Source organism: Amycolatopsis rubida, assembly GCF_900115345.1.
GTDB classification, from domain to species: domain Bacteria; phylum Actinomycetota; class Actinomycetes; order Mycobacteriales; family Pseudonocardiaceae; genus Amycolatopsis; species Amycolatopsis rubida.
In genome coordinates this window covers 1,554,575-1,573,483 of record NZ_FOWC01000001.1, presented here as the reverse complement: position 1 = coordinate 1,573,483, position 18,909 = coordinate 1,554,575, and the positions used below count along the sequence as shown (strand labels likewise).

Sequence of the window (18,909 nt, the reverse complement as noted above, 5' to 3'; positions counted from 1 at the left end):
CGGTTACTGCCCGCCTTCCCGGCGCTACGTTGCGGAGGATTCACCCGCAGACACAGGAGCGCCCATGAGAGCACTGCACCGCTGGCGTCGCCCGGCAGTGACCGTCGCAGCCACCCTCACCGCATTGACGCTCGGCACTGGGATCGCGTCGGCCGGACCGGGCGGCTGGGACAAGCCAACGCCCGGTTCGGACGGCGCCGGAGACAGCTACTACCCGCAAGACGGCAACGGCGGGTACGAAGTCTCCGACTACGACCTCAGGATCAACTACGCTCCCGGCACCCACCAGCTCGCCGGCGTCCAGACGGTCCACGCGAAGGCGACCCAGTCGCTCAGCTCGTTCGATCTCGACCTCCGGGGCCTCACCGTCGACGCGGTCCGGGTCAACGGCGTGCCCGCGAAGTTCACCCGCACCGGCGACCACGAACTCGTGATCACGCCGAGGTCACCGCTGCGGAAGGGCCTTCTGTTCACCACGGAGGTCACCTACCACGGCGTCCCGGTCGCGATCGACGACCCGAACCTCGGCAAGAACGGCTGGCAGTTCACCAAGTCCGGCGGCGCGTTCGCGGCGGGCGAGCCGAAGTCGGCCACCACCTGGTACCCGGTCAACGACACCCCGCGCAACAAGGCGAAGTTCCGGCTGTCGATCACCGTCCCGAGCGAGTGGGGCGTGATCGCCAACGGCCGCGAGGTCGGCAAGTACCGGACGCGTACGGGCACCACGCACGTCTGGGCCGAGGACACCCCGACCGCGTCGTACATGACCACGGTCGCGATCGACAAGTGGACCTTCAACAAGCGCAAGCGCACGGACGGCACCCCGATCGTCAGCGCGTACGCGCCGGGCACCACCGACGCCACGAAGCAGGCCGACGCGCGACTGCCGGAGGTCCTCGACTTCCTCGAATCGAAGTTCGGCAAGTATCCGGTGGACGCCGCGGGCGGCATCTACCTGACCGAGCCGATCGGGTTCTCGCTTGAGACGATGAGCAGGCCGATCTACTCCGGCCGCGCGGGCAACATCGACACGATCGTGCACGAGAACGCGCACCAGTGGTACGGCGACACCGTGGCCGTCGACCACTGGAAGGACGTCTGCCTCAACGAATGCTTCGCCTCCTACGCGACCTGGCTGTGGGCGCAGGCGAAGGACGGCGAAGACCTCGACGCCACCTATCTCAACCAGGTCGCGTCGGCCAGCGATTCGTTCTGGGCGGGCAAGCTGTACGACATGGGCCCCGGCCACGAGTTCACCTACGTGTACTCCAAGGGCCCGGTCATGCTGCACGCGCTCAGCAAGTACATGGGACAGAGCGCCTTCGACAAGGTGCTCAAGACCTGGAACACCCTGCACCACGACGGAAACGCGAACATGCAGGAGTTCCAGAAGTACTGTGAGAAGGTGTCCGGCATGGACTTGCAGGGCTTCTTCGACGCGTGGATCTACGGCAACGGCAAGCCGTCCGACGAGTACCTCTACCCGGGCGAGCTGAAGCCGGCCGCCGGATGACGGTTCTGCTGACGGGGTTCGCGCCCTTCGACGGAGCGGCGGCGAACCCCTCTTGGCAGGCAGCTTCGCTGGCAGCGGTGCGGCGGACGGACACGGTGGCGGTAGAGCTGCCGTGCGAGTTCGACGCGTCGCTGCCGGCGCTGCGGGCCGCGATCCTGGCGCACCGGCCGGCGGTGGTCGTGTGCGCCGGGCTGGCCGGCGGACGCGAGCACGTCACACCGGAGCGAGTGGCGATCAACCTGATCGACGCCCGGATCCCGGACAACGCCGGTGCACAGCCGGTCGACGTGCCGGTGGTCGAGGGCGGGCCGTCCGCGTACTTCACCACGCTGCCGGTGAAAGCGGCGGTCGCGGCGATCGAGTCGGCGGGTCTGCCCGCGGCCGTGTCGTACACCGCCGGGACGTACGTGTGCAATCAGGTCTTCTACGGCCTGATGCACCTGATCGCGACAGAGTTCCCCGGACTGCGCGGCGGTTTCGTGCATGTGCCGGAGGAAGCGCGGATGCCGCTGGACTCGATCGCGCGAGCGCTCGACATCGTGGCGGACACCGCGCTGACCGTGCACGAGGACGTGGCCACTTCGGCAGGCACCCTGCACTGAGCCCTATTCGCCAGGCTGGACAGTCTGCTCGAAGAACTGCACCAGATCCCGCGGCCGCCGGCTCGTGTGCGACGGACTGGTGTCCATCACCGTGCCGACCACGGGGATGCCGTCGGCCTGGTAGATCAGCAGCCCGAGCTTCGGCCCGACCCCGGCGACATAACGGCCGGCCAGCCCGATGCGGGTGCGCCAAGTGTCGGTCTCGACGCGGCCGGCCATGTCCTTGCGCGCCCCGGGCTCGACCTGGGCGAGGGTGAGTCCTTCGTGGAACGCGACGGTGGTCTTGTCCGGGAAGCGGCACAGCGCGCTGCGTACCGCGCCCAGGGCTTTCGCCAACTCCGGGTCGTCGGAGCAGGTGGCACGGGTTTGGATGGTCGGACCGGCCAGGCGACGGATGCACTTCGTGAGGCCGTTTTCGCCGGGGAGCGCTGGGGGTGAGCCAGCGCAAGTGTTCGGCGGGGTGGCTGGTTGATTCGCCGCGGGTTTGTCGTCGCCGCGAGTGCCGAGGACGGCGGTCACGATTCCGGCAATGACGAGCGCGGTCAGGGCGATCGCGCCGATGACGAACGGTCTGCGGGACTTCTTCGTTTGCTGCTGCGGCCAGCCCGGCGGAGGCATTGGTGCTGGCGGTCGCTGGTTCAGACCAGGTTGCTGCTGGGCTGGGCTGGGCTGTTGCTGGACAGGTGGCCAGGACGCCGGTGCTGGCATTGGCGTTGCTGCTGCCGGACGCACGTCCACATGATGCAAGCCGAACGCGACCGCCGTCTCCGGCTGGTCCTCGGTAGTCGGGACCACGCCGAGCGTCGACCCGACCAGTGCGGCCAGCAACGGCATCCGGCTGGGCCCGCCGACCAGATACACGCCGCCGAGCCGATCCGGCGCAAGCCCGGCCCGCGAGATCGTCGCGGCGAGCATTTCCGCACTGCGCAACAGATTCGGCCGGACCAACGCCTCCAGCTCGGCGCGGGTGAGCAGAACGTCGCCGAACGGATCCGGCATCGGCACCTCAGTGCGCGCGTGCCGGGAAAGACTTTCCTTGGCGTCACGGACGTCTTGGAGCAGTACCCGCCGCAACCGCCGGTCACTGGTCGTCTGCGGGCGGAGAAGCCGTTGCCACTGTGCCGGATCCGCGTGCGACACCGACCGTCCAATATGGACCAGCAGGGCTTGGTCGATGTCCAGGCTGCCGAGATCGGGCAACCCGTCCTCCGCCAGAACCGCGGTACCCGCGCCGACGACCGCACAGTCAACCGTGCCCGCACCGAGGTCGTACACCGCGATCGGCCCGCTGGGCGCGCCCGTTTCGCGCAGGGTCGCGTAATGCGCCGCCGCCGCGACCGGCTCCGGCACCAACCGCGCCTGGCTGAACCCGGCCTTGCCCGCCGCCGCCCGGAGCGTCCGCTGCCGCTGTGCACCCCATCCGGCCGGATGAGACAACCGCACCTCGTCCGGAACCCCGGAAAGCTGCCGCTCGGCCTCCTCGCCCATCCGCCGCAACACAGCAGCGAAGGCGTCGACGACCGGCACCGCCCGATCGCCGAGCAACAGCTCGCCCTCGTCGATCCGCCGCTTGGGATTAGGCTCGAACCGGCTGGGATCCAGCCGAGCCCGCCGCTCCGCGTCCTGCCCGACGACGAGCCGCCCGTCCTCCTCCGCGTACACCGCGGAAGACATGGTGACCGACCCGTCGACCTCGATAGCCCGCGGCCCGCGCCCGAAGGCCGCCAAGACGCCGACCGTGCTGGAAGTACCGAAGTCGATCGACAGGACGTCCACGCAGTTCCCCTCCCCAAAACCCCGCCGCATCGTCTCACGGGCGCAGGTGACAGATACAACTGAAACCTGGTTGCCAACAGAAGTGCCGCTGAGGCGCACTTGAGCACGTCAAGAGACCATGACGCCGACCACCGATGCGCGAGACTCGTTGTTCGCGACCCCCGCGCGCAGCAAGAGGCACACGCCGCTGCGGAACTGATCGCCGAAGCGGGCGGCCAGGTCACGCTCGACGGCACCGAACTCGGCGGCGAGATCCGCGAACTGGGGCGGCCTGAGCTGGTCGCGCGCTACCCGGTGAAAACCTCCGCCGGAAAAGGAGCCTCCCGGTCCGCCAAAAGCCGCCCGTAAAAATCGTTCATCTCCACCGCCACCGCAGCATGGCGAGCCACCACCTCAGCGATCGGCGAGGGCAGCTCAAGCTCCCCGGCAGCCGCGCGACGAACCGCGGCCAGGCGGCTTTCGCGGTCCCAGGTCCCGCACACCTCGGTCACCAGCCAGTTCACCAGATACATCGACCCATAGGCCCGGTCATGCCCCGCATTCAGCTCCGCGAACGCTTGCTCCTCCGCAGTCAGATCGAACCGGCGTGCGAACGACAGGCCGAAATCAGTCAGCACGAACCGGTCGCCGTCGGTCAGGAAGTTCTCGAAGTGGTTGTCGAAGTGCAGAACTTCCTGCGCACGAAGAAACGAAAGCGTGTCGGCAACCTGCGACGCAAGGCGCTCAACCTGATCCAGATTGCCAGGCAGCCACCGGTGCACATTGGCCGGAAAATACTCGCAGAACAAAACAACGCTCGACGACGCGTCCCGCAATTCCGTGAGCCGCCTGCGGACCGCAGCGGAACCTCCCCAGTACTCGACGTCCTCTTCCAACGGGCGGTCTGGCACCCGGCCCGAGGGGACTGGCAGGATCCGCCAGTGGTGCAGCAGAGGGAAGTTCTCGCACGCACCGCTGAGAACCCAGCCGTTCGCCATGATGTGCAGCGCCAGTTCCCGCCACGCCGAGCCCTCCGGCGAACCCAGGCCGTAATGGCAAAAGGCAGGCAGGCCATAGAGATTGGCCGTGGAATGCGGGTGCTGCCGCTCCAGCGCGGTGAGCGGCACCCGCTTCGCGAAGACCAGAACCCCGTCGACGTCCAGCCGGGCACCGGTGCCGCCGATGCCCTCGGACACCACGTCGGCGGATTCCAGCCGCTCAATGAGCTGACGGTCGCTCAGCAGCGAAAGCGCGATGCTCGCCGTGGCGTGGCGCGAGATTCTCGAAGACCCCATAACCCGACAATAGAGAAAAGGGCGGCCCCCAAACCTGGGAGCCGCCCTTTTTCTTTTCTTAGCTCACTCGTTCTCGGCTTCGCCGTTCTCGGCGGCGCCGATGCTCACCGGCGGAGCGTCCGGAACCGAAGACGGACGCTTCTCCCCGCGGAAGGTGAAGTGCGCCTCGTCGTCGCGGTCCTCGGTGTTGCCGCTCCAGCCGTCGACGTCGACCACGATGATCTGACCCGCTTCGACCTCGCCGAAGAGGATCTTCTCCGACAGCTGGTCCTCGATCTCGCGCTGGATCGTGCGACGCAGCGGCCGGGCGCCGAGCACCGGGTCGAAGCCGCGCTTGGCCAGCAGCGCCTTCGCCTTTTCGGTGAGCTCGATCTCCATGTCCTTGGCCTTGAGCTGCGTCTCGACCCGGCCGATCATCAGATCCACCATCTGGATGATCTGTTCCTGGTTGAGCTGGTGGAAGACGATGATGTCGTCGATCCGGTTCAGGAACTCCGGGCGGAAATGCTTCTTCATTTCCTCGTTGACCTTCTGCTTCATCTTCTCGTAGCGGTTCGTCGAATCCGCTCCGGAGGAGAAGCCGAGGCTCACGGACTTCGAAATGTCCGAGGTGCCCAGGTTCGAGGTGAAGATCAGCACGGTGTTCTTGAAGTCGACCGTGCGGCCCTGGCCGTCGGTGAGCCGGCCGTCTTCGAGCACCTGCAGGAGCGTGTTGTAGATCTCCTGGTGCGCCTTCTCGATCTCGTCGAAAAGCACCACCGAGAACGGCTTGCGCCGCACCTTCTCGGTCAGCTGCCCGCCCTCTTCGTAGCCGACGTAGCCCGGAGGGGCGCCGAAGAGCCGCGAAGCGGTGTAGCGGTCGTGGAACTCGCCCATGTCGATCTGGATGAGCGCGTCGTCCTCGCCGAACAGGAACGCCGCCAGCGCCTTCGACAGCTCGGTCTTACCGACACCGGACGGGCCGGCGAAGATGAACGAACCGGACGGGCGCTTCGGGTCCTTCAGACCCGCACGCGTACGGCGGATCGCCTGGGACACGGCCTTGACCGCGTCCTCCTGGCCGATGATGCGCTTGTGGAGCTCGTCCTCCATGCGCAGCAGCCGGGTGGTCTCCTCCTCGGTGAGCTTGAACACCGGGATGCCGGTCCAGTTGGCCAGCACCTCCGCGATCTGCTCGTCGTCCACCTCGGCGACGACGTCGAGGTCGCCGTCCTTCCACTGCTTCTCCCGCTCGCCCTTCTGGCCGAGGAGCTGCTTCTCCTCGTCGCGAAGGCGCGCGGCCCGCTCGAAGTCCTGCGCGTCGATCGCGGACTCCTTGTCCCGGCGCACGTCGGCGATCTTCTCGTCGAACTCGCGCAGGTCCGGCGGCGCGGTCATCCGGCGGATGCGCATCCGGGCCCCGGCCTCGTCGATCAGGTCGATCGCCTTGTCCGGCAGGAACCGGTCGTTGATGTAGCGGTCGGCCAGCGTCGCGGCCGCGACCAGCGCCGAATCGGTGATCGACACGCGGTGGTGCGCCTCGTACCGGTCGCGCAGGCCCTTCAGGATCTCGATCGTGTGCTCAAGCGACGGCTCGCCCACCTGGATCGGCTGGAAGCGGCGTTCCAGCGCGGCGTCCTTCTCGATGTACTTGCGGTACTCCTCGAGCGTGGTCGCGCCGATCGTCTGCAGCTCGCCGCGGGCCAGCATCGGCTTCAGGATCGACGCCGCGTCGATCGCGCCCTCGGCCGCGCCCGCCCCGACGAGCGTGTGCAGCTCGTCGATGAACAGGATGATGTCGCCGCGGGTCTTGATCTCCTTGAGCACCTTCTTCAGGCGCTCTTCGAAGTCGCCGCGGTAGCGCGAACCGGCGACCAGCGAGCCGAGGTCGAGGGTGTAGAGCTGCTTGTCCTTGAGCGTCTCGGGCACCTCGCCCTTGACGATGCTCTGCGCCAGCCCCTCGACGACGGCGGTCTTGCCGACGCCCGGCTCGCCGATGAGCACCGGGTTGTTCTTGGTCCGGCGGGACAGCACCTGCATGACCCGCTCGATCTCCTTGCCGCGCCCGATGACCGGGTCGAGCTTGCCCTCGCGGGCGAGCACGGTCATGTTGCGGCCGAACTGGTCGAGCACCAGCGAGGAGGACGGCGTGCCCTCGCCGCGGCCGGAGCCGCTCTCGGCGGACTTCTCGCCGGTCTGGTAGCCCGACAGGAGCTGCAGCACCTGCTGACGGACCCGGTTGAGGTCCGCGCCCAGCTTCACGAGCACCTGGGCGGCGACGCCCTCGCCCTCGCGGATCAGGCCGAGCAGGATGTGCTCCGTGCCGATGTAGTTGTGGCCGAGCTGCAGCGCTTCGCGCAGCGACAGCTCCAGCACCTTCTTCGCCCGCGGCGTGAACGGGATGTGCCCGCTCGGCGCCTGCTGGCCCTGGCCGATGATCTCCTCGACCTGCTGGCGCACGCCCTCGAGGGCGATGCCCAGCGACTCCAGCGCCTTGGCGGCGACACCCTCACCCTCGTGGATCAGACCCAGGAGGATGTGCTCGGTGCCGATGTAGTTGTGGTTGAGCATCCGGGCCTCTTCTTGGGCCAGGACGACCACCCGCCTCGCGCGGTCGGTGAACCTCTCAAACATGCGCACTCCCTCGACTGCTGCGTCGGCGGCCCGTAACCTCCGCGGATCGCGTCCGCGGCGGACAGCACCGTGAGACCACTCTAGTAGCCAAGCGGTCGCGCTTGCGTACCACTACGGCTTCCGGCGGCCCGTTCGCACCCGGACGGCGACCCGGTCGGTCACCGCTCTTCATCCGGTTGCGCTGCACCTTTACTCCCTCTCGAACGTACGGGACCGGATCAGGATTCCGCCCCGGCACCCCTGTCCGCTCAGCGCGAACACCCCGCGCGTCCGGGTGGTCCCACCCCTTGGCCACCCGATTGGCGCAATCCGGCACCGTATGTAAGGTTAGGCACACCTAATGTACGAAGAACGGGGGTGGACCGATGAACCCGCAGCGCTCGCGCGACGACGCCCGCGAGATCGACGACGGTCTCAAGTCCTCCCTGCTGCGCATCAGCGCCCGGTACGAGCTGCGCCGCGACGCCCCCGAGGACTGGTTTCGCTGCGCTGACCTCCTCGAACGGCCCGAGCTGTTCGTCGAGTGGCGGTCCCGGCTGACCGACTGGCTCCTTGACCAGCACGGCGCGGCACCCTCGCGCACGGCGGCCAGCTACGTGATGTCTTGGTACCTGTACGTCCCCGCGTATGTGGGCGCGCTGCTGCTGCATCACGAGCGCCGGGTGCCGTCGCTGAAGCCCGAGCAGCTCGCGTTCGGCCTCGGCCCCGACCGACCACATCCCGAGGGCATGGCCGTGCTCAGCGACACCTTCTACTGCCTGCCCACCGACCCAGGCAGCGTCCGCCCGGAGGCCACCGTGGTACGCGACGAGCGCGCGCTGGCCGCAGTGCTGCGCGCGCAGTTCGTCGGCCACGCTGCCCGCTTCGTCCGCGCTTACGCCCCCGGCACCCGACTCGGCCGCCGCATGCTCTGGGCGGCCGCCACAGACGCGCTGGACGGCGCTCTGTGGCGGGTTGGCCGACAAGGCGGGACAGCCGAGGCCGAGGGCGCTGGCGTCGCGGATGCCGCACTGGTGCTCGACGCGCAGTACCGTCCGCTGACCTCGGCATCCACCTTGCGGATGGCGGTCAACGACGAGGGCCACCGGGTTTGGGAGCGACGCCGGGAGAGCTGTTGCTTCTCCTATCTCCTACCCGGTGAAGCGGAATGCGAAAGCTGTCCGCGCACCTGCCCCCGATGATCACCATCGAGTGAAATTTCAGGCGTACGGGTCCCTACCCGTCGCGCCCAGCGCCCGATGCAGCACCGGCGCGGTTTTCGGCACCGCGACCGCCGGGCCGAAAACACCGCGAGCGCGGGCTCCCTCGCCCATCTCGGCCGCGAACGCGAGTACCGCCTCGGCGGCTTCGTCGGCGCAGTTCAGCTCAGTGCCGCTGGCTCGCGCGAGATCCCAGGCGTGCACGACGAGTTCGCCGAGCACCAGGTCCCCGACGACCGCGGCGGGCAGCTCGGAGCTGCCGAAGGTGATGGTGCCGGTCCACGCCTCCGGCGGAGCGAGCGCGGCGAGCACGTCGTCGGTCATCGCTTCCAATGCCTTCGGCCAGTCATCCCCGACGAGGGACGCTTCGGCCTCGCTCGGCGCGGGCGGTTCGTAAGGCTCGTGCCGGATCGCGGCGGCAAGCCACGGGCCCCAGTAGAGAAGGTGGTTGAGAAGGCCGCGAACGTCGTATTCGGCGCATGCGGTGGGCGCGGTCAGCGACGGGGCGGCCGCCGCGACGCGCCGCAGTTCGGCGGCGGCCGGCGCGAGCAGCCCGGAGTGGTTCGACATGCGCCCGAGCCAACCACGGAGCGCGGCGGCCGTCTTGAAAATACGCGACACACTACTGTTTTCAGTCATGCGGCGGATCCCGAGCGGCATCCTGAACGAGCGGACGGCTCGCACCAAGTTCACGCTGACCCGGTACCCGCCCGCCCCGGAACTGCGCGATTTCGTGGAACACCACTGGGTCCTGCGCTGGGACCTGACCGAAACCCACGAACAGCACGTGCTGCCGAATCTGTCGGTGCACGTGACGTTCTTCCCCGGCGCGCGCGGGGTTTACGGTCCGGCGCACCGGCTTTTCACGCACCGGCTCAGCGGACGCGTGCACGGGATCGGGGCCAGGATCCGGCCCGGATGCTTTCGCCCGTTCCTCGACGCCCCGGTGCGCACGCTCGCCGATCGCTCGGCTGAGGTGACCGAGGTCTTCGGACCGGCCGCCGCGATCGCGGACGAATCCATCCGGAATGCGCGGACCGACGCGGAAATGATCACTGCAATCGACAACTTGCTGATCGCACGCCGCCGTCCCATTCCGCGCGCGACCCGGGCAGCCGCCGACGCGGTGGAAACAATCGCCGCGGATCCAGGGATCACCAGGGTCGCGGAACTGGCGGCGGCACTCGGCCTGACCATCCGGGCAGTGCAGCGGTTGTTCGCCGAGCACGTCGGAACAACGCCGAAGTGGGCGATCCGGATTTACCGCCTCAACGAAGCCGCGCGGTTGCTCGCCGCACCGACCCCGCCGGATTACGCAGATCTGGCGACTCGGCTGGGCTATAGCGACCAACCTCACTTCATCCGCGATTTCGCCGCAGTGACCGGAGCCCCTCCCGCGGAGTACGCCCGTTCCGCTCGCCGGCTGATGTCGGGCACGCCGGACGGCGCAAAGCCGGAAAACTAATGCGGAACGCCAAACGGCCGCCGGGAATGTTCCCGGCGGCCGTTTGGCGTGCGGTCTGCGAAGACTCGGTCTCCGCGACGGTGCGTTCTCCCGGTTCGCTAACCGGAGGACCGCAACCGCGAGTTCCGGAAATGCCCGGTCAGTTCTTCTTGTGGTAAGCCTCGACGACCTCCGACGGGATGCGCCCGCGGTCGGAAACCTGGAAACCGTTCTTGCGGGCCCACGCGCGAATCGCCTGGTTCTGCTCGCGGTCGACCGCGGCCGGGCGGGCCGGGGACTTGCCGCCGGCGACCGGACGCAGCGGCGCGCGCTTGCGGCCGCCCGCACGGCGAGCGTGCTCGACATACTGCGCGAGCGCGTCGCGCAGCTCCTCGGCGTTTTCGCCCGACAGGTCGATCTGGTAGCTCACACCGTCCAAACCGAACTCAACGGTCTCTTCCGCCTCACTGCCGTCGAGGTCGTCGACCAGAGAGACCAGCACCTTCTGTGCCATCTGATTCCTCCTGCGGGGCTTACCCGAATGATCTGGCTACATGATCTGGTTTCGGGGCAAGCCCCGAGCTACAGAAGTCTTTGACACCCATATTAATACCCGCTTGCCCCGCCGTAGGCAAATCCGCATTGAGAAAATCCGACCGTGCGGCGGGGCGGCGAGCTATTCAGGCCGGACGAGCGGGAAGAGGATCGTCTCCCGGATACCGAGGCCGGTCAGAGCCATGAGCAGCCGGTCGATCCCCATTCCGACCCCGCCGCTCGGCGGCATTCCGTACTCGAGCGCACGGAGGAAATCCTCGTCGAGACGCATCGCCTCGCTATCCCCGGCAGCGGCGAGCCGCGCCTGTTCGGTGAGCCGCTGCCGTTCCACGACCGGATCCACCAGCTCGGAGTATCCGGTGGCGAGTTCGAATCCGCGCACGTACAGGTCCCACTTCTCGGCCACGCCCGCACGGCTGCGGTGCTGCCGGGTGAGCGGAGACGTCTCAAGCGGGAAATCCCGGACAAATGTGGGGGCGTGCAGTCCGTCGCCGACGAGATGTTCCCACAGTTCCTCGACGAGTTTGCCGTGCGCTAGCTTGGGATCCACCTCGATCTCGCGCGCCGCGGCGATCTTGTGCAGTGCTTCGGCCGGAGTATCCGGCGTCACTTCCTCGCCGAGTGCGTCCGAGAGCGACTCGTACATGCCGAGTGTCGTCCATTCGCCGGAAAGGTCGTACTCGGTTCCGTCGGCAAGAGTGACGACCTGGGTGCCGAGCACGTTCTCCGCGGCCTCCTGGACGAGTTCGCGGGTCATCACGGCATTCGTGTCGTAAGTGGCGTACGCCTCGTAGTACTCCAGCATCGCGAACTCCGGCGAGTGCGAGGAGTCGCTGCCCTCGTTGCGGAAGTTCCGGTTGATCTCGAAAACCTTCTCGATCCCGCCGACCACGCAGCGCTTGAGGTACAGCTCCGGCGCGATGCGCAGGAACAGATCGAGGTCGAAGGCATTGGAATGCGTGACGAACGGCCGGGCCGCGGCGCCGCCGTGCAGCGTCTGCAGCATCGGCGTCTCGACCTCGGTGAATCCCCGCCGGTGGAACGACTCGCGCAGCGAGCGCATCACGCCGGAGCGGGTGCGCACCACGTCGCGCGCCTTCGGCCGCATAATCAGATCGACATAACGCTGCCGGATTCGCGTTTCCTCGGCCAGCTCCTTGAACGCCACCGGCAGCGGACGCAGCGACTTCGCCGCGATCTGCCAGCTGTCGGCCAGCACGGAAAGCTCGCCGCGCTTCGAGGTGATCACCTCGCCGTGCACGAATACGTGGTCGCCGAGATCGACATCGGACTTCCACGCGGCGAGCGACTCGGGCCCGACCTGCGCGAGACTCAGCATCGCCTGCAGTTCTGTGCCGTCGCCCTCACGAAGAGTGGCGAAACACAGTTTGCCCGTATTGCGGAGAAACATGACGCGACCGGTGACGCCGACCGACTGGCCGGTGCTGGTGTCGGCTTCGAGACCGGAATGTTCGGCACGGATCCGCGCGAGAGTGTGCGTACGCGGAACCTCTACCGGGTAAGGATCGGCGCCCTCCGCGATTATCCGGTCGCGCTTGTCCCGGCGCACCCGCATCTGTTCGGGCAGGTCGTCATCGGGCAGTGCGTCGGACGCGGGGAATTCGGTCATGGCCATAGAGTACGAAGCCGCTGGTGAACCGCGTCAACCGGATTCCCCTACCGGGGCACGCACGGTATTAGGGTGGTTACTCGTGAGCGATCCCAGCACTGATGCGGAACTGCGCGCCCGGCGGGCTTCTTCGTTCGGCGACGAGGCGAGCGCCTATGCCCGGCACCGGCCGGACTATCCGCTGGCAGCACTCGAATGGGGTATGTCCGGAGCAAACCGGCCGGTACGCGACGTGCTGGACCTCGCGGCGGGCACCGGAAAACTCACCGAGGGACTGGCCAGCCTCGGCCGCTCGGTGACCGCGGTGGAACCCGATCCGGGCATGCTCGCCGAACTGTCCCGGCTGCTGCCGGACGTCCCCGCGCTGCCCGGCAAGGCCGAGGACATCCCGCTGCCGGACGAATCGGTGGACGCGGTGTTCGTCGGACAGGCCCTGCACTGGTTCGATTTGGCACCGGCGTTCGCGCAGATCCGCCGGGTCCTGCGGCCGGGAGGGGCCGTGGTGGCGCTGTGGAATCACGACGACGAATCCGTGCCCTGGGTGCTCGAATTCGCCCGGCTGGTCCGCACCGGCATCAGCCGCGGGTTCGCCGATTCGGAGCAACCGCTGCGCGCGGACGGCTTCGGTCCGTTCGAACAGGACCGGTTCGCCCACACGCACCGCCGCTCGATCGATTCGCTGCTGGCGACCGTGGCCACGCATTCGCATCTGCTCGTCGCTTCCGAGCAGGACCGCGAGCGAACGCTCGCGCAAGCCAGGGCGTACCTGGAATCTGTTCCGGAGACCGGAACAGGCGAATTCGACTATCCACTGGTCACGACGGTTCTGCGGGCTCGGCGGGGCTGAGCGGCGACCGAAATCACCACCTCGCCGCGGCACCGGAGTGCTAATTTCGGAAGTGGCGGTGCTCCCGCCCCGGACGAGCGCGTCGTACCCGGTGACGACAAGACGGCGCAGTGAACGCATCCGTCACTGCGAAAGGTTCTTGATCATGGCTTGGCTCGTTCTCGTTGTTTCCGGATTTCTCGAAACCGTGTGGGCCGCGGCGCTCGGTGCCTCGAAAGGCTTCAGCAAACTCTGGCCGAGCGTGCTGTTCGGCGGCGCGCTGCTGCTCAGCATGTCCGGTCTCGCGTATTCATTGCGCGAAATTCCGCTCGGCACCGGATACGCGGTGTGGGTCGGCATCGGCGCGGTGGGGACCGCGGTGTACGGGATCGTCGCGATGAACGATCCGCTCACCGTCGGCCGGATCACCTGTCTCGTGCTGATTGTCGCCGGGGTCGTCGGGCTGAAACTGTTCCACTGATCTTCATCCGAGCGCGATCTCCAGCCCGCGCAGCCGCTCCGGCGCGGAAATCACGTCGATCCCGGTAATCCGGTCGCCGTCGAAAGCGAACTTGAGGACCACGGCAAGCCGGCCGCGCGGGGCGAGCACCAGGCCGGGAACGCCGTCGACCACCGCGACCTGCGTGCTGCGCGCGGCTTCCGAAACGAGCAGCGCGCCCTTGCTGACCGCTCGGACACCGCGTAGCACCACTGGTGCCGCGCCGGTGTCCGAGTGCAGCACGACGTCTGGGTCGAGCACCTTCAACAGTCCCGCGAAGTCTCCCTCGCGAGCCGCGGCCAGATACGCCTCGACGACCCCGCGCCGCTTGCTCGCGTCCGCCGGCCCGGCTTCTCCGCCACGCACCCGGCGGCGGGCCCGGCTGGCCAGCTGCCGGACCGCCGCCGGACCGCGGTCCAGGATCTGCGCGATGTCCTCGAAGGGCACGGCGAACATGTCGTGCAGCACGAACGCGATCCGCTCGGCCGGGCCGAGGACGTCGAGCACCACCAGCATCGCCAGTCCGACGGAATCGGCCAGCTGGGCTTCTTCGGCGAGATCCGCGCCGCCGTCGCCGCGGTCGAACGGGAACGCGTCCAGCGAATCCTCTCGGCGGCGTTCGCGCGTGCGCAACAGGTTCAGGCAGACCCGCGCCACCACTGTGGTGAGCCAGGCGGGCAGATTCCGCACTTCGGAAATGTCGGCGCTGTCGACGCGCAGCCAGGCTTCCTGGACCGCGTCGTCAGCCTCGGCAAGCGAACCGAGCATCCGGTAGGCGACTCCCCGCAGCCGCGGCCGCTGTTCCTCGAAGTGGGCCGCGAGCAGGTTCTTCTCGTCCACCTGTCACCTCTTCCCGCCCTCAACGGAGCAGCCAAGGCCGCGCTGTCACATTCCTGTCACGGGCGGGTTCCTCCCAGCAGGACACCCCCAGTGCCCAAACCCAGCGGCACTCTACCCGGAAGGAATTGTCATGACGACGATCGTGGTCACCGGTGGCACCGGAACCCTCGGCAAACTGGTCGTTCCCGCCCTCGGCGACGCGAAGGTGCGCATCCTCAGCCGCACCGCGAGCGGTCCTGACCGGTTCGCTTGCGACCTGATGACTGGCGAAGGCCTCGCTCCCGCGCTCGACGGCGCCGACGTGGTCGTGCACCTGGCGGGCGGCCCGAAGGGCGACGACGTGGCGACGGCGAATCTGGTCCGTGCCGCCGAACGCGCCGGAGCCTGCCACCTGGTTTTCATTTCGGTAATCGCCGCGGACGCGGTGCCGCTCGGCTATTTCCGCCGCAAGCACGAGGCCGAAAAGCTCGTCGCCGCCTCGGAAGTGCCCTCGACCACCCTGCGGGCGGCACAGTTCCACGGCTTCTGCCTCAATGCCGTGCGGGCAGCGGCGAAACTGCCGATCGTGCCGGTGCCCGCGATCAATGTCCAGCCGGTCGACGCCCGGGAAGTGGCCGGGCGGATCGCCCGGCTGGCGCTCGGCGACCCGGCCGGGCGGGTGCGGGATCTGGCCGGGCCCACGGTGTACGGCATGGGCGAGCTGGTCGACAAATATGTGCGGGCCCGCGGGCTGCGGCGGCTGAAAATGCCGATGCGCGTTCCCGGCGCGGCCGGAAAGGTCTATCGCGCGGACGGCAACCTCAACCTCGACGCGGACACCGGCACCCGCACTTTCGAGGACTACCTCGCCGAGCTGTTCGGCTAACGCACATTCCGTTCGTACACCAGCCGCAGGCCGAGCAGCGTCAGGTCCGGCACGTGCTCCTTGATCGTCTCGGATTCGCCCAGCACCAGCGGGGCGAGCCCGCCGGTGGCGATCACCGTGACCGGTTCTGAGCTGTCGTGCTGCAATTCGCGCACGATCCGTCGCACGAGTCCGTCGACCTGCCCCGCGAACCCGTACAGAATGCCGGACTGCAGGCATTCGACGGTGTTCTTGCCGATCACCGAACGCGGCGGGACGAGTTCCACCTTTCGCAGCGCGGCCGCGCGGGCGGCGAGCGCGTCCACCGAGATCTCGATGCCCGGGGCGAACGCCCCGCCGAGGAATTCGCCCCGGGCCGAGATCGCGTCGACATTGGTAGACGTGCCGAAATCGACCACCACGCACGCGGTGGCGTGCAAATGGTGCGCGGCGAGGGTGTTCACGAGCCGGTCCGCGCCGACTTCCTTCGGATTGTCCACCAGCAGCGCGACGCCGGTGCGCACGCCGGGCTCGACCACGACCTTCGGCACCCGCGCGTAATAGCGGCCGAGCATCACCCGCAATTCCCGCAGCACCGCGGGAACCGTGGACAGCGCGCTGATTCCGGTGACCGCGTCGGCGTGCGGGCCGAGCAGCCCGCGCACGGTGAGCGCGAGTTCGTCCGCGGTCATCCGCGCGTCGGTGCGCATCCGCCAGTCACCGGCCAATTCGGCACCCTGGTAGAGGCCGAGCACGATATTGGTGTTGCCGACGTCGACAGTGAGCAGCAACGAGGTCTTCCTTACTGCGGCTCGCGACCGCCGCCGGTACAGGTCAGTTTTCGGCGTGCAGCAACGCGTCGAGACGGCGCGCGTCCGCGGTTTCGGCCACCGGGAAGGTCATCGTGTCCTCTTCGGGCAGCGTGACCGTGCCGCTCAGCAGGCCCGATCCGTCCGGTGCGTGCGCCGGGTCGTCCCCGCGCTCGACGATCCGGTTGTAATCGTCCACGAAGATCACTCGCGGCCGGTACCCGCGGGCCTCCGCGTCGTCCATCTGCCCGTAGGCGATCAGGATGACGAGGTCGCCAGGGTGCACCAGATGCGCGGCGGCTCCGTTGATGCCGAGCACGCCGCTGCCGCGCTCGCCGGTGATGACATAGGTTTCCAGCCGCGCGCCGTTCGTGACATCCACAATGGACACCTGCTCGCCCTCAAGCAGGTCGGCGGCCTCCATCAGGTCCTCGTCGACCGTGACCGAGCCCACGTAGTGCAGGTCGGCCTGGGTCACCGTGGCCCGGTGGATCTTCGATTTCAGCATCGTGCGATACATCGTGGACTCTCCCTATTCCCCTGCGTCCGGATCCCCGCTCGGATGTTCCACGGCTTTTCCGAGCAGCACTCCCGCGTTGTCGATCAGCCGGGTACTCCCCACCCGGGCAGCGACCAGCAACCGCGCCTCTCCGTCGACGGGCGCCGGCCCCAAATCGGTTCCCCTCAATTCCAGGTAATCCACTTCCACCTGGGGACGGGCCGCGAGCGTCCTCCGCGCCAGGTCCAGCACGGCCTCCGCCCCGTCCCGCCCGACGTGCGCCCCGGCCGACAAGGCGGCCGACAGCACCACGGCGTCTTCCCGTTGTTCCGGCGTCAGGTAGACGTTGCGCGAGGACAGCGCGAGGCCGTCCCGCTCCCGGACCGTCGGCACCCCGATGACGTGGGTGCCGATGTTGAGGTCCGCCACCATCCGCTTGATCAGCACCAGCTGCTGGTAGTCCTTCTCCCCGAAGAACGCGTAATCCGGGCGCAGCAGATTGAACAGCTTCGCGACGACCGTCAGCACCCCGGCGAAATGCCCGGGCCGGACGGCCCCCTCAAGCTCGTCGCCGAGCGGGCCGGGGTTCACGGTGACCATCGCGTTGTCCGCGTACAGGTCCGAAGCCTTCGGCGTGAAGGCCAGTTCGACGCCTGCTTCGGACAAGGTCGCCAAGTCGGCTTCGAGCTGGCGCGGGTACGCCTCGAAGTCCTCGCCCTCGCCGAACTGCAACGGGTTCACAAAGATCGACGCGGCGACGACGGTGTTCGGCAGCCGCTTCGCGCGACGCAGCAGCTCGCGGTGGCCGTCGTGCAGCGCGCCCATAGTGGGCACGAGCGCGACCTTCCGGCCAACGCTGCGCAGGCCCCAGCTCACCTTGCTGATGTGCTCGGGCGGCTGGAACGTGTTGAGCGTTCCGCGCTGGAATTTCGGTGTCGTCACGGGGTCTGTCCTTCGGCGGGATCGGCGAGAAGATCGGTCAGTTCGGCCGCGGCCGCGGGATCGAGCAGGCCTGCGACGCGAGACCGTTCGGCCGTGCGCCGGGCCAGCGCCCGGTAGGCCGGGACGATCCGCGGCGCCCGGTCCGTGAGCACGTCGAGGTGCTTGCGGACGGTGCCGAGATCACCACGCGGGACCGGTCCGGTGAGGGCGCGGTCCCCGTGGCGAAGGACATTGTCCAATGCCGCCGAAAGCAGCGGTGCGACGAGTCGTTCCGGATGCTCGATTCCGGCCCCGCGCAAGGTTTCGGTGCAGTCGGCGACCAGCGTCATCAGGTGATTCGCACCGTGCGCCAGCGCCGCGTGATACAGCGCCCGCGCGGATTCGGGGACTCGCACCGGCTCGGCGCCCATCTCGACGGCGAGCGCCTCCCCGACGTTCCACGCCGCGTCGTCCTCCGGTGCCGCGGTGACGCCGATGCTTGCCGCGACAAGACGTTCCAGGTCTTCCTCGCGGCCGGTGAAGGTGAGCACCGGATGCAGCGCGAGCGGCAGCGCACCGGCCTCCGCGACCGGGGCCAGCACGTCGATGCCGTGCGCACCCGAGGTGTGCACCACAATCTGGCCCGCCCGTACCGAATTCGTAGCGACCAGGCCACGGACGGTGCCGGCGAGCGCGTCGTCCGGCAACGCGAGCAAGACGAGATCAGCTCTCCGCACGACCTCGTCGGGCGGCAGCAAGGGGACATCCGGCAGCAACCGTTCCGCGCGGTTCAGCGAAGCCGCGGACAGCCCCGAAGCGGCGACTACGGTGTGGCCTGCCCTGGCCAATGCCGCACCGAGGACACTGCCCACCCGGCCGGCGGAAACGACGCCCACGGCAAGGCGGGCCGGTCGGTTCATGGCGTGCGCCTGTGGACGCTCATGGCTCGAAACTCCTCATGTTCGTTCCAGTCCCGCTCTTTCGTCGCGGGTACCAGACGACGGCGCGAGAGTAGCCCCGCCCCAGCCGGATCGAGGTGCCCGGGTGACCAGCTTCACCCGGGGC

Annotated in this window: 17 protein-coding genes, 1 pseudogene and 1 riboswitch; of the genes and pseudogenes, 7 read left to right on the top strand and 11 right to left on the bottom strand. The window is 68.2% G+C overall.

Going from position 1 to position 18,909, the window contains the following annotated elements; translation table 11 throughout:
• The first annotated feature begins 64 nt into the window (after positions 1-64).
• Together BM362_RS07735 and pcp are read left to right on the top strand one after the other, a co-directional pair.
• On the top strand, positions 65-1,513 hold the full coding sequence (locus BM362_RS07735; RefSeq protein ID WP_093572566.1) for a M1 family metallopeptidase: 1,449 nt from the start codon (positions 65-67) through the stop codon (positions 1,511-1,513).
• Positions 1,510-2,115: a pyroglutamyl-peptidase I gene (gene pcp / locus BM362_RS07730; RefSeq protein WP_067576872.1), complete on the top strand. Its 606-nt coding sequence runs from the start codon at positions 1,510-1,512 to the stop codon at positions 2,113-2,115. The genes BM362_RS07735 and pcp overlap by 4 nt, the downstream gene beginning before the upstream one ends.
• A gap of 3 nt (positions 2,116-2,118) precedes the next feature.
• Here pcp and BM362_RS07725 read toward each other — a convergent pair whose 3' ends face one another.
• The 3 genes from BM362_RS07725 to BM362_RS07715 form a co-directional block, all read right to left on the bottom strand.
• On the bottom strand, positions 2,119-3,891 hold the full coding sequence (locus BM362_RS07725) for an Hsp70 family protein (protein ID WP_093572565.1): 1,773 nt from the start codon (positions 3,889-3,891) through the stop codon (positions 2,119-2,121).
• A 287-nt stretch (positions 3,892-4,178) separates the two neighbouring features.
• Positions 4,179-5,066, bottom strand: a complete 888-nt coding sequence (locus tag BM362_RS07720) for a protein kinase family protein (protein ID WP_244287061.1) — start codon at positions 5,064-5,066, stop codon at positions 4,179-4,181.
• Between the two features lie 162 nt (positions 5,067-5,228).
• Complete coding sequence (locus BM362_RS07715) at positions 5,229-7,778, bottom strand: ATP-dependent Clp protease ATP-binding subunit (protein WP_067576878.1); 2,550 nt, start codon at positions 7,776-7,778, stop codon at positions 5,229-5,231.
• 365 nt (positions 7,779-8,143) lie between these two features.
• On the opposite strand from BM362_RS07715, the gene BM362_RS07710 reads away from it, so the two are divergent.
• The gene (locus BM362_RS07710) at positions 8,144-8,959 is read left to right on the top strand and encodes a (2Fe-2S)-binding protein (RefSeq protein ID WP_067576881.1); all 816 of its coding nucleotides are present in this window, start codon (positions 8,144-8,146) and stop codon (positions 8,957-8,959) included.
• An 18-nt stretch (positions 8,960-8,977) separates the two neighbouring features.
• Here the strand turns inward: BM362_RS07710 and BM362_RS07705 are convergent, their stop codons facing one another.
• Positions 8,978-9,547 carry a TIGR03086 family metal-binding protein gene (locus BM362_RS07705; RefSeq protein ID WP_093572563.1) on the bottom strand — a complete coding sequence of 190 codons (570 nt, stop codon included), beginning with the start codon at positions 9,545-9,547 and terminating at the stop codon, positions 8,978-8,980.
• A gap of 67 nt (positions 9,548-9,614) precedes the next feature.
• On the opposite strand from BM362_RS07705, the gene BM362_RS07700 reads away from it, so the two are divergent.
• The gene (locus BM362_RS07700; protein ID WP_067576883.1) at positions 9,615-10,442 is read left to right on the top strand and encodes a helix-turn-helix domain-containing protein; all 828 of its coding nucleotides are present in this window, start codon (positions 9,615-9,617) and stop codon (positions 10,440-10,442) included.
• 139 nt (positions 10,443-10,581) lie between these two features.
• On the opposite strand, the gene BM362_RS07695 is transcribed toward BM362_RS07700, so the two are convergent.
• Both BM362_RS07695 and lysS read right to left on the bottom strand, forming a co-directional pair.
• Entirely contained in the window at positions 10,582-10,935 is a 354-nt protein-coding gene (locus BM362_RS07695) for a histone-like nucleoid-structuring protein Lsr2 (protein ID WP_009084272.1), read from the bottom strand.
• Positions 10,936-11,097: 162 nt separating this feature from the next.
• Positions 11,098-12,606, bottom strand: a complete 1,509-nt coding sequence (lysS, locus tag BM362_RS07690) for a lysine--tRNA ligase (RefSeq protein ID WP_093572561.1) — start codon at positions 12,604-12,606, stop codon at positions 11,098-11,100.
• 82 nt (positions 12,607-12,688) lie between these two features.
• On the opposite strand from lysS, the gene BM362_RS07685 reads away from it, so the two are divergent.
• Positions 12,689-13,453, top strand: coding sequence for a class I SAM-dependent methyltransferase (locus BM362_RS07685; RefSeq protein ID WP_067576885.1), 765 nt, complete (start codon positions 12,689-12,691; stop codon positions 13,451-13,453).
• Positions 13,454-13,502: 49 nt separating this feature from the next.
• Positions 13,503-13,565, top strand: a riboswitch (guanidine-III (ykkC-III) riboswitch).
• Positions 13,566-13,598: 33 nt separating this feature from the next.
• Positions 13,599-13,913, top strand: coding sequence for a DMT family transporter (locus BM362_RS07680; protein WP_067576886.1), 315 nt, complete (start codon positions 13,599-13,601; stop codon positions 13,911-13,913).
• 3 nt (positions 13,914-13,916) lie between these two features.
• On the opposite strand, the gene BM362_RS07675 is transcribed toward BM362_RS07680, so the two are convergent.
• Positions 13,917-14,771: a sigma-70 family RNA polymerase sigma factor gene (locus BM362_RS07675; RefSeq protein WP_093572560.1), complete on the bottom strand. Its 855-nt coding sequence runs from the start codon at positions 14,769-14,771 to the stop codon at positions 13,917-13,919.
• Positions 14,772-14,901: 130 nt separating this feature from the next.
• Between BM362_RS07675 and BM362_RS07670 the strand changes: the two genes are divergently transcribed.
• A complete protein-coding gene (locus BM362_RS07670; protein WP_093572559.1) occupies positions 14,902-15,636 on the top strand; it encodes an SDR family oxidoreductase in 735 nt (244 codons plus the stop codon).
• Here the strand turns inward: BM362_RS07670 and BM362_RS07665 are convergent.
• From BM362_RS07665 to BM362_RS07650, 4 genes and pseudogenes are all read right to left on the bottom strand, one after another.
• Positions 15,633-16,406: a type III pantothenate kinase gene (locus BM362_RS07665; protein ID WP_093572558.1), complete on the bottom strand. Its 774-nt coding sequence runs from the start codon at positions 16,404-16,406 to the stop codon at positions 15,633-15,635. The genes BM362_RS07670 and BM362_RS07665 overlap by 4 nt on opposite strands.
• A gap of 43 nt (positions 16,407-16,449) precedes the next feature.
• Positions 16,450-16,944, bottom strand: coding sequence for an aspartate 1-decarboxylase (panD, locus tag BM362_RS07660; protein ID WP_067576895.1), 495 nt, complete (start codon positions 16,942-16,944; stop codon positions 16,450-16,452).
• A 12-nt stretch (positions 16,945-16,956) separates the two neighbouring features.
• The gene (panC, locus tag BM362_RS07655) at positions 16,957-17,865 is read right to left on the bottom strand and encodes a pantoate--beta-alanine ligase (RefSeq protein ID WP_093572557.1); all 909 of its coding nucleotides are present in this window, start codon (positions 17,863-17,865) and stop codon (positions 16,957-16,959) included.
• Positions 17,862-18,770: pseudogene (locus BM362_RS07650) on the bottom strand (Rossmann-like and DUF2520 domain-containing protein); the annotation flags it as partial. The gene panC and the pseudogene BM362_RS07650, both read right to left, overlap by 4 nt.
• Positions 18,771-18,909: the final 139 nt, after the last annotated feature.

What these genes read in the sequence shown, in the direction of transcription:
- BM362_RS07735 (WP_093572566.1), top strand. Translation starts at nt 65, where the DNA reads ATGAGAGCACTGCACCGCTGGCGTCGCCCGGCAGTGACCGTCGCAGCC.
- pcp (WP_067576872.1), top strand. Translation starts at nt 1,510, where the DNA reads ATGACGGTTCTGCTGACGGGGTTCGCGCCCTTCGACGGAGCGGCGGCG.
- BM362_RS07715 (WP_067576878.1), bottom strand. Translation starts at nt 7,778, where the DNA reads ATGTTTGAGAGGTTCACCGACCGCGCGAGGCGGGTGGTCGTCCTGGCC.
- BM362_RS07710 (WP_067576881.1), top strand. Translation starts at nt 8,144, where the DNA reads ATGAACCCGCAGCGCTCGCGCGACGACGCCCGCGAGATCGACGACGGT.
- BM362_RS07705 (WP_093572563.1), bottom strand. Translation starts at nt 9,547, where the DNA reads ATGTCGAACCACTCCGGGCTGCTCGCGCCGGCCGCCGCCGAACTGCGG.
- BM362_RS07700 (WP_067576883.1), top strand. Translation starts at nt 9,615, where the DNA reads ATGCGGCGGATCCCGAGCGGCATCCTGAACGAGCGGACGGCTCGCACC.
- BM362_RS07695 (WP_009084272.1), bottom strand. Translation starts at nt 10,935, where the DNA reads ATGGCACAGAAGGTGCTGGTCTCTCTGGTCGACGACCTCGACGGCAGT.
- lysS (WP_093572561.1), bottom strand. Translation starts at nt 12,606, where the DNA reads ATGACCGAATTCCCCGCGTCCGACGCACTGCCCGATGACGACCTGCCC.
- BM362_RS07680 (WP_067576886.1), top strand. Translation starts at nt 13,599, where the DNA reads ATGGCTTGGCTCGTTCTCGTTGTTTCCGGATTTCTCGAAACCGTGTGG.
- BM362_RS07670 (WP_093572559.1), top strand. Translation starts at nt 14,902, where the DNA reads ATGACGACGATCGTGGTCACCGGTGGCACCGGAACCCTCGGCAAACTG.
- panD (WP_067576895.1), bottom strand. Translation starts at nt 16,944, where the DNA reads ATGTATCGCACGATGCTGAAATCGAAGATCCACCGGGCCACGGTGACC.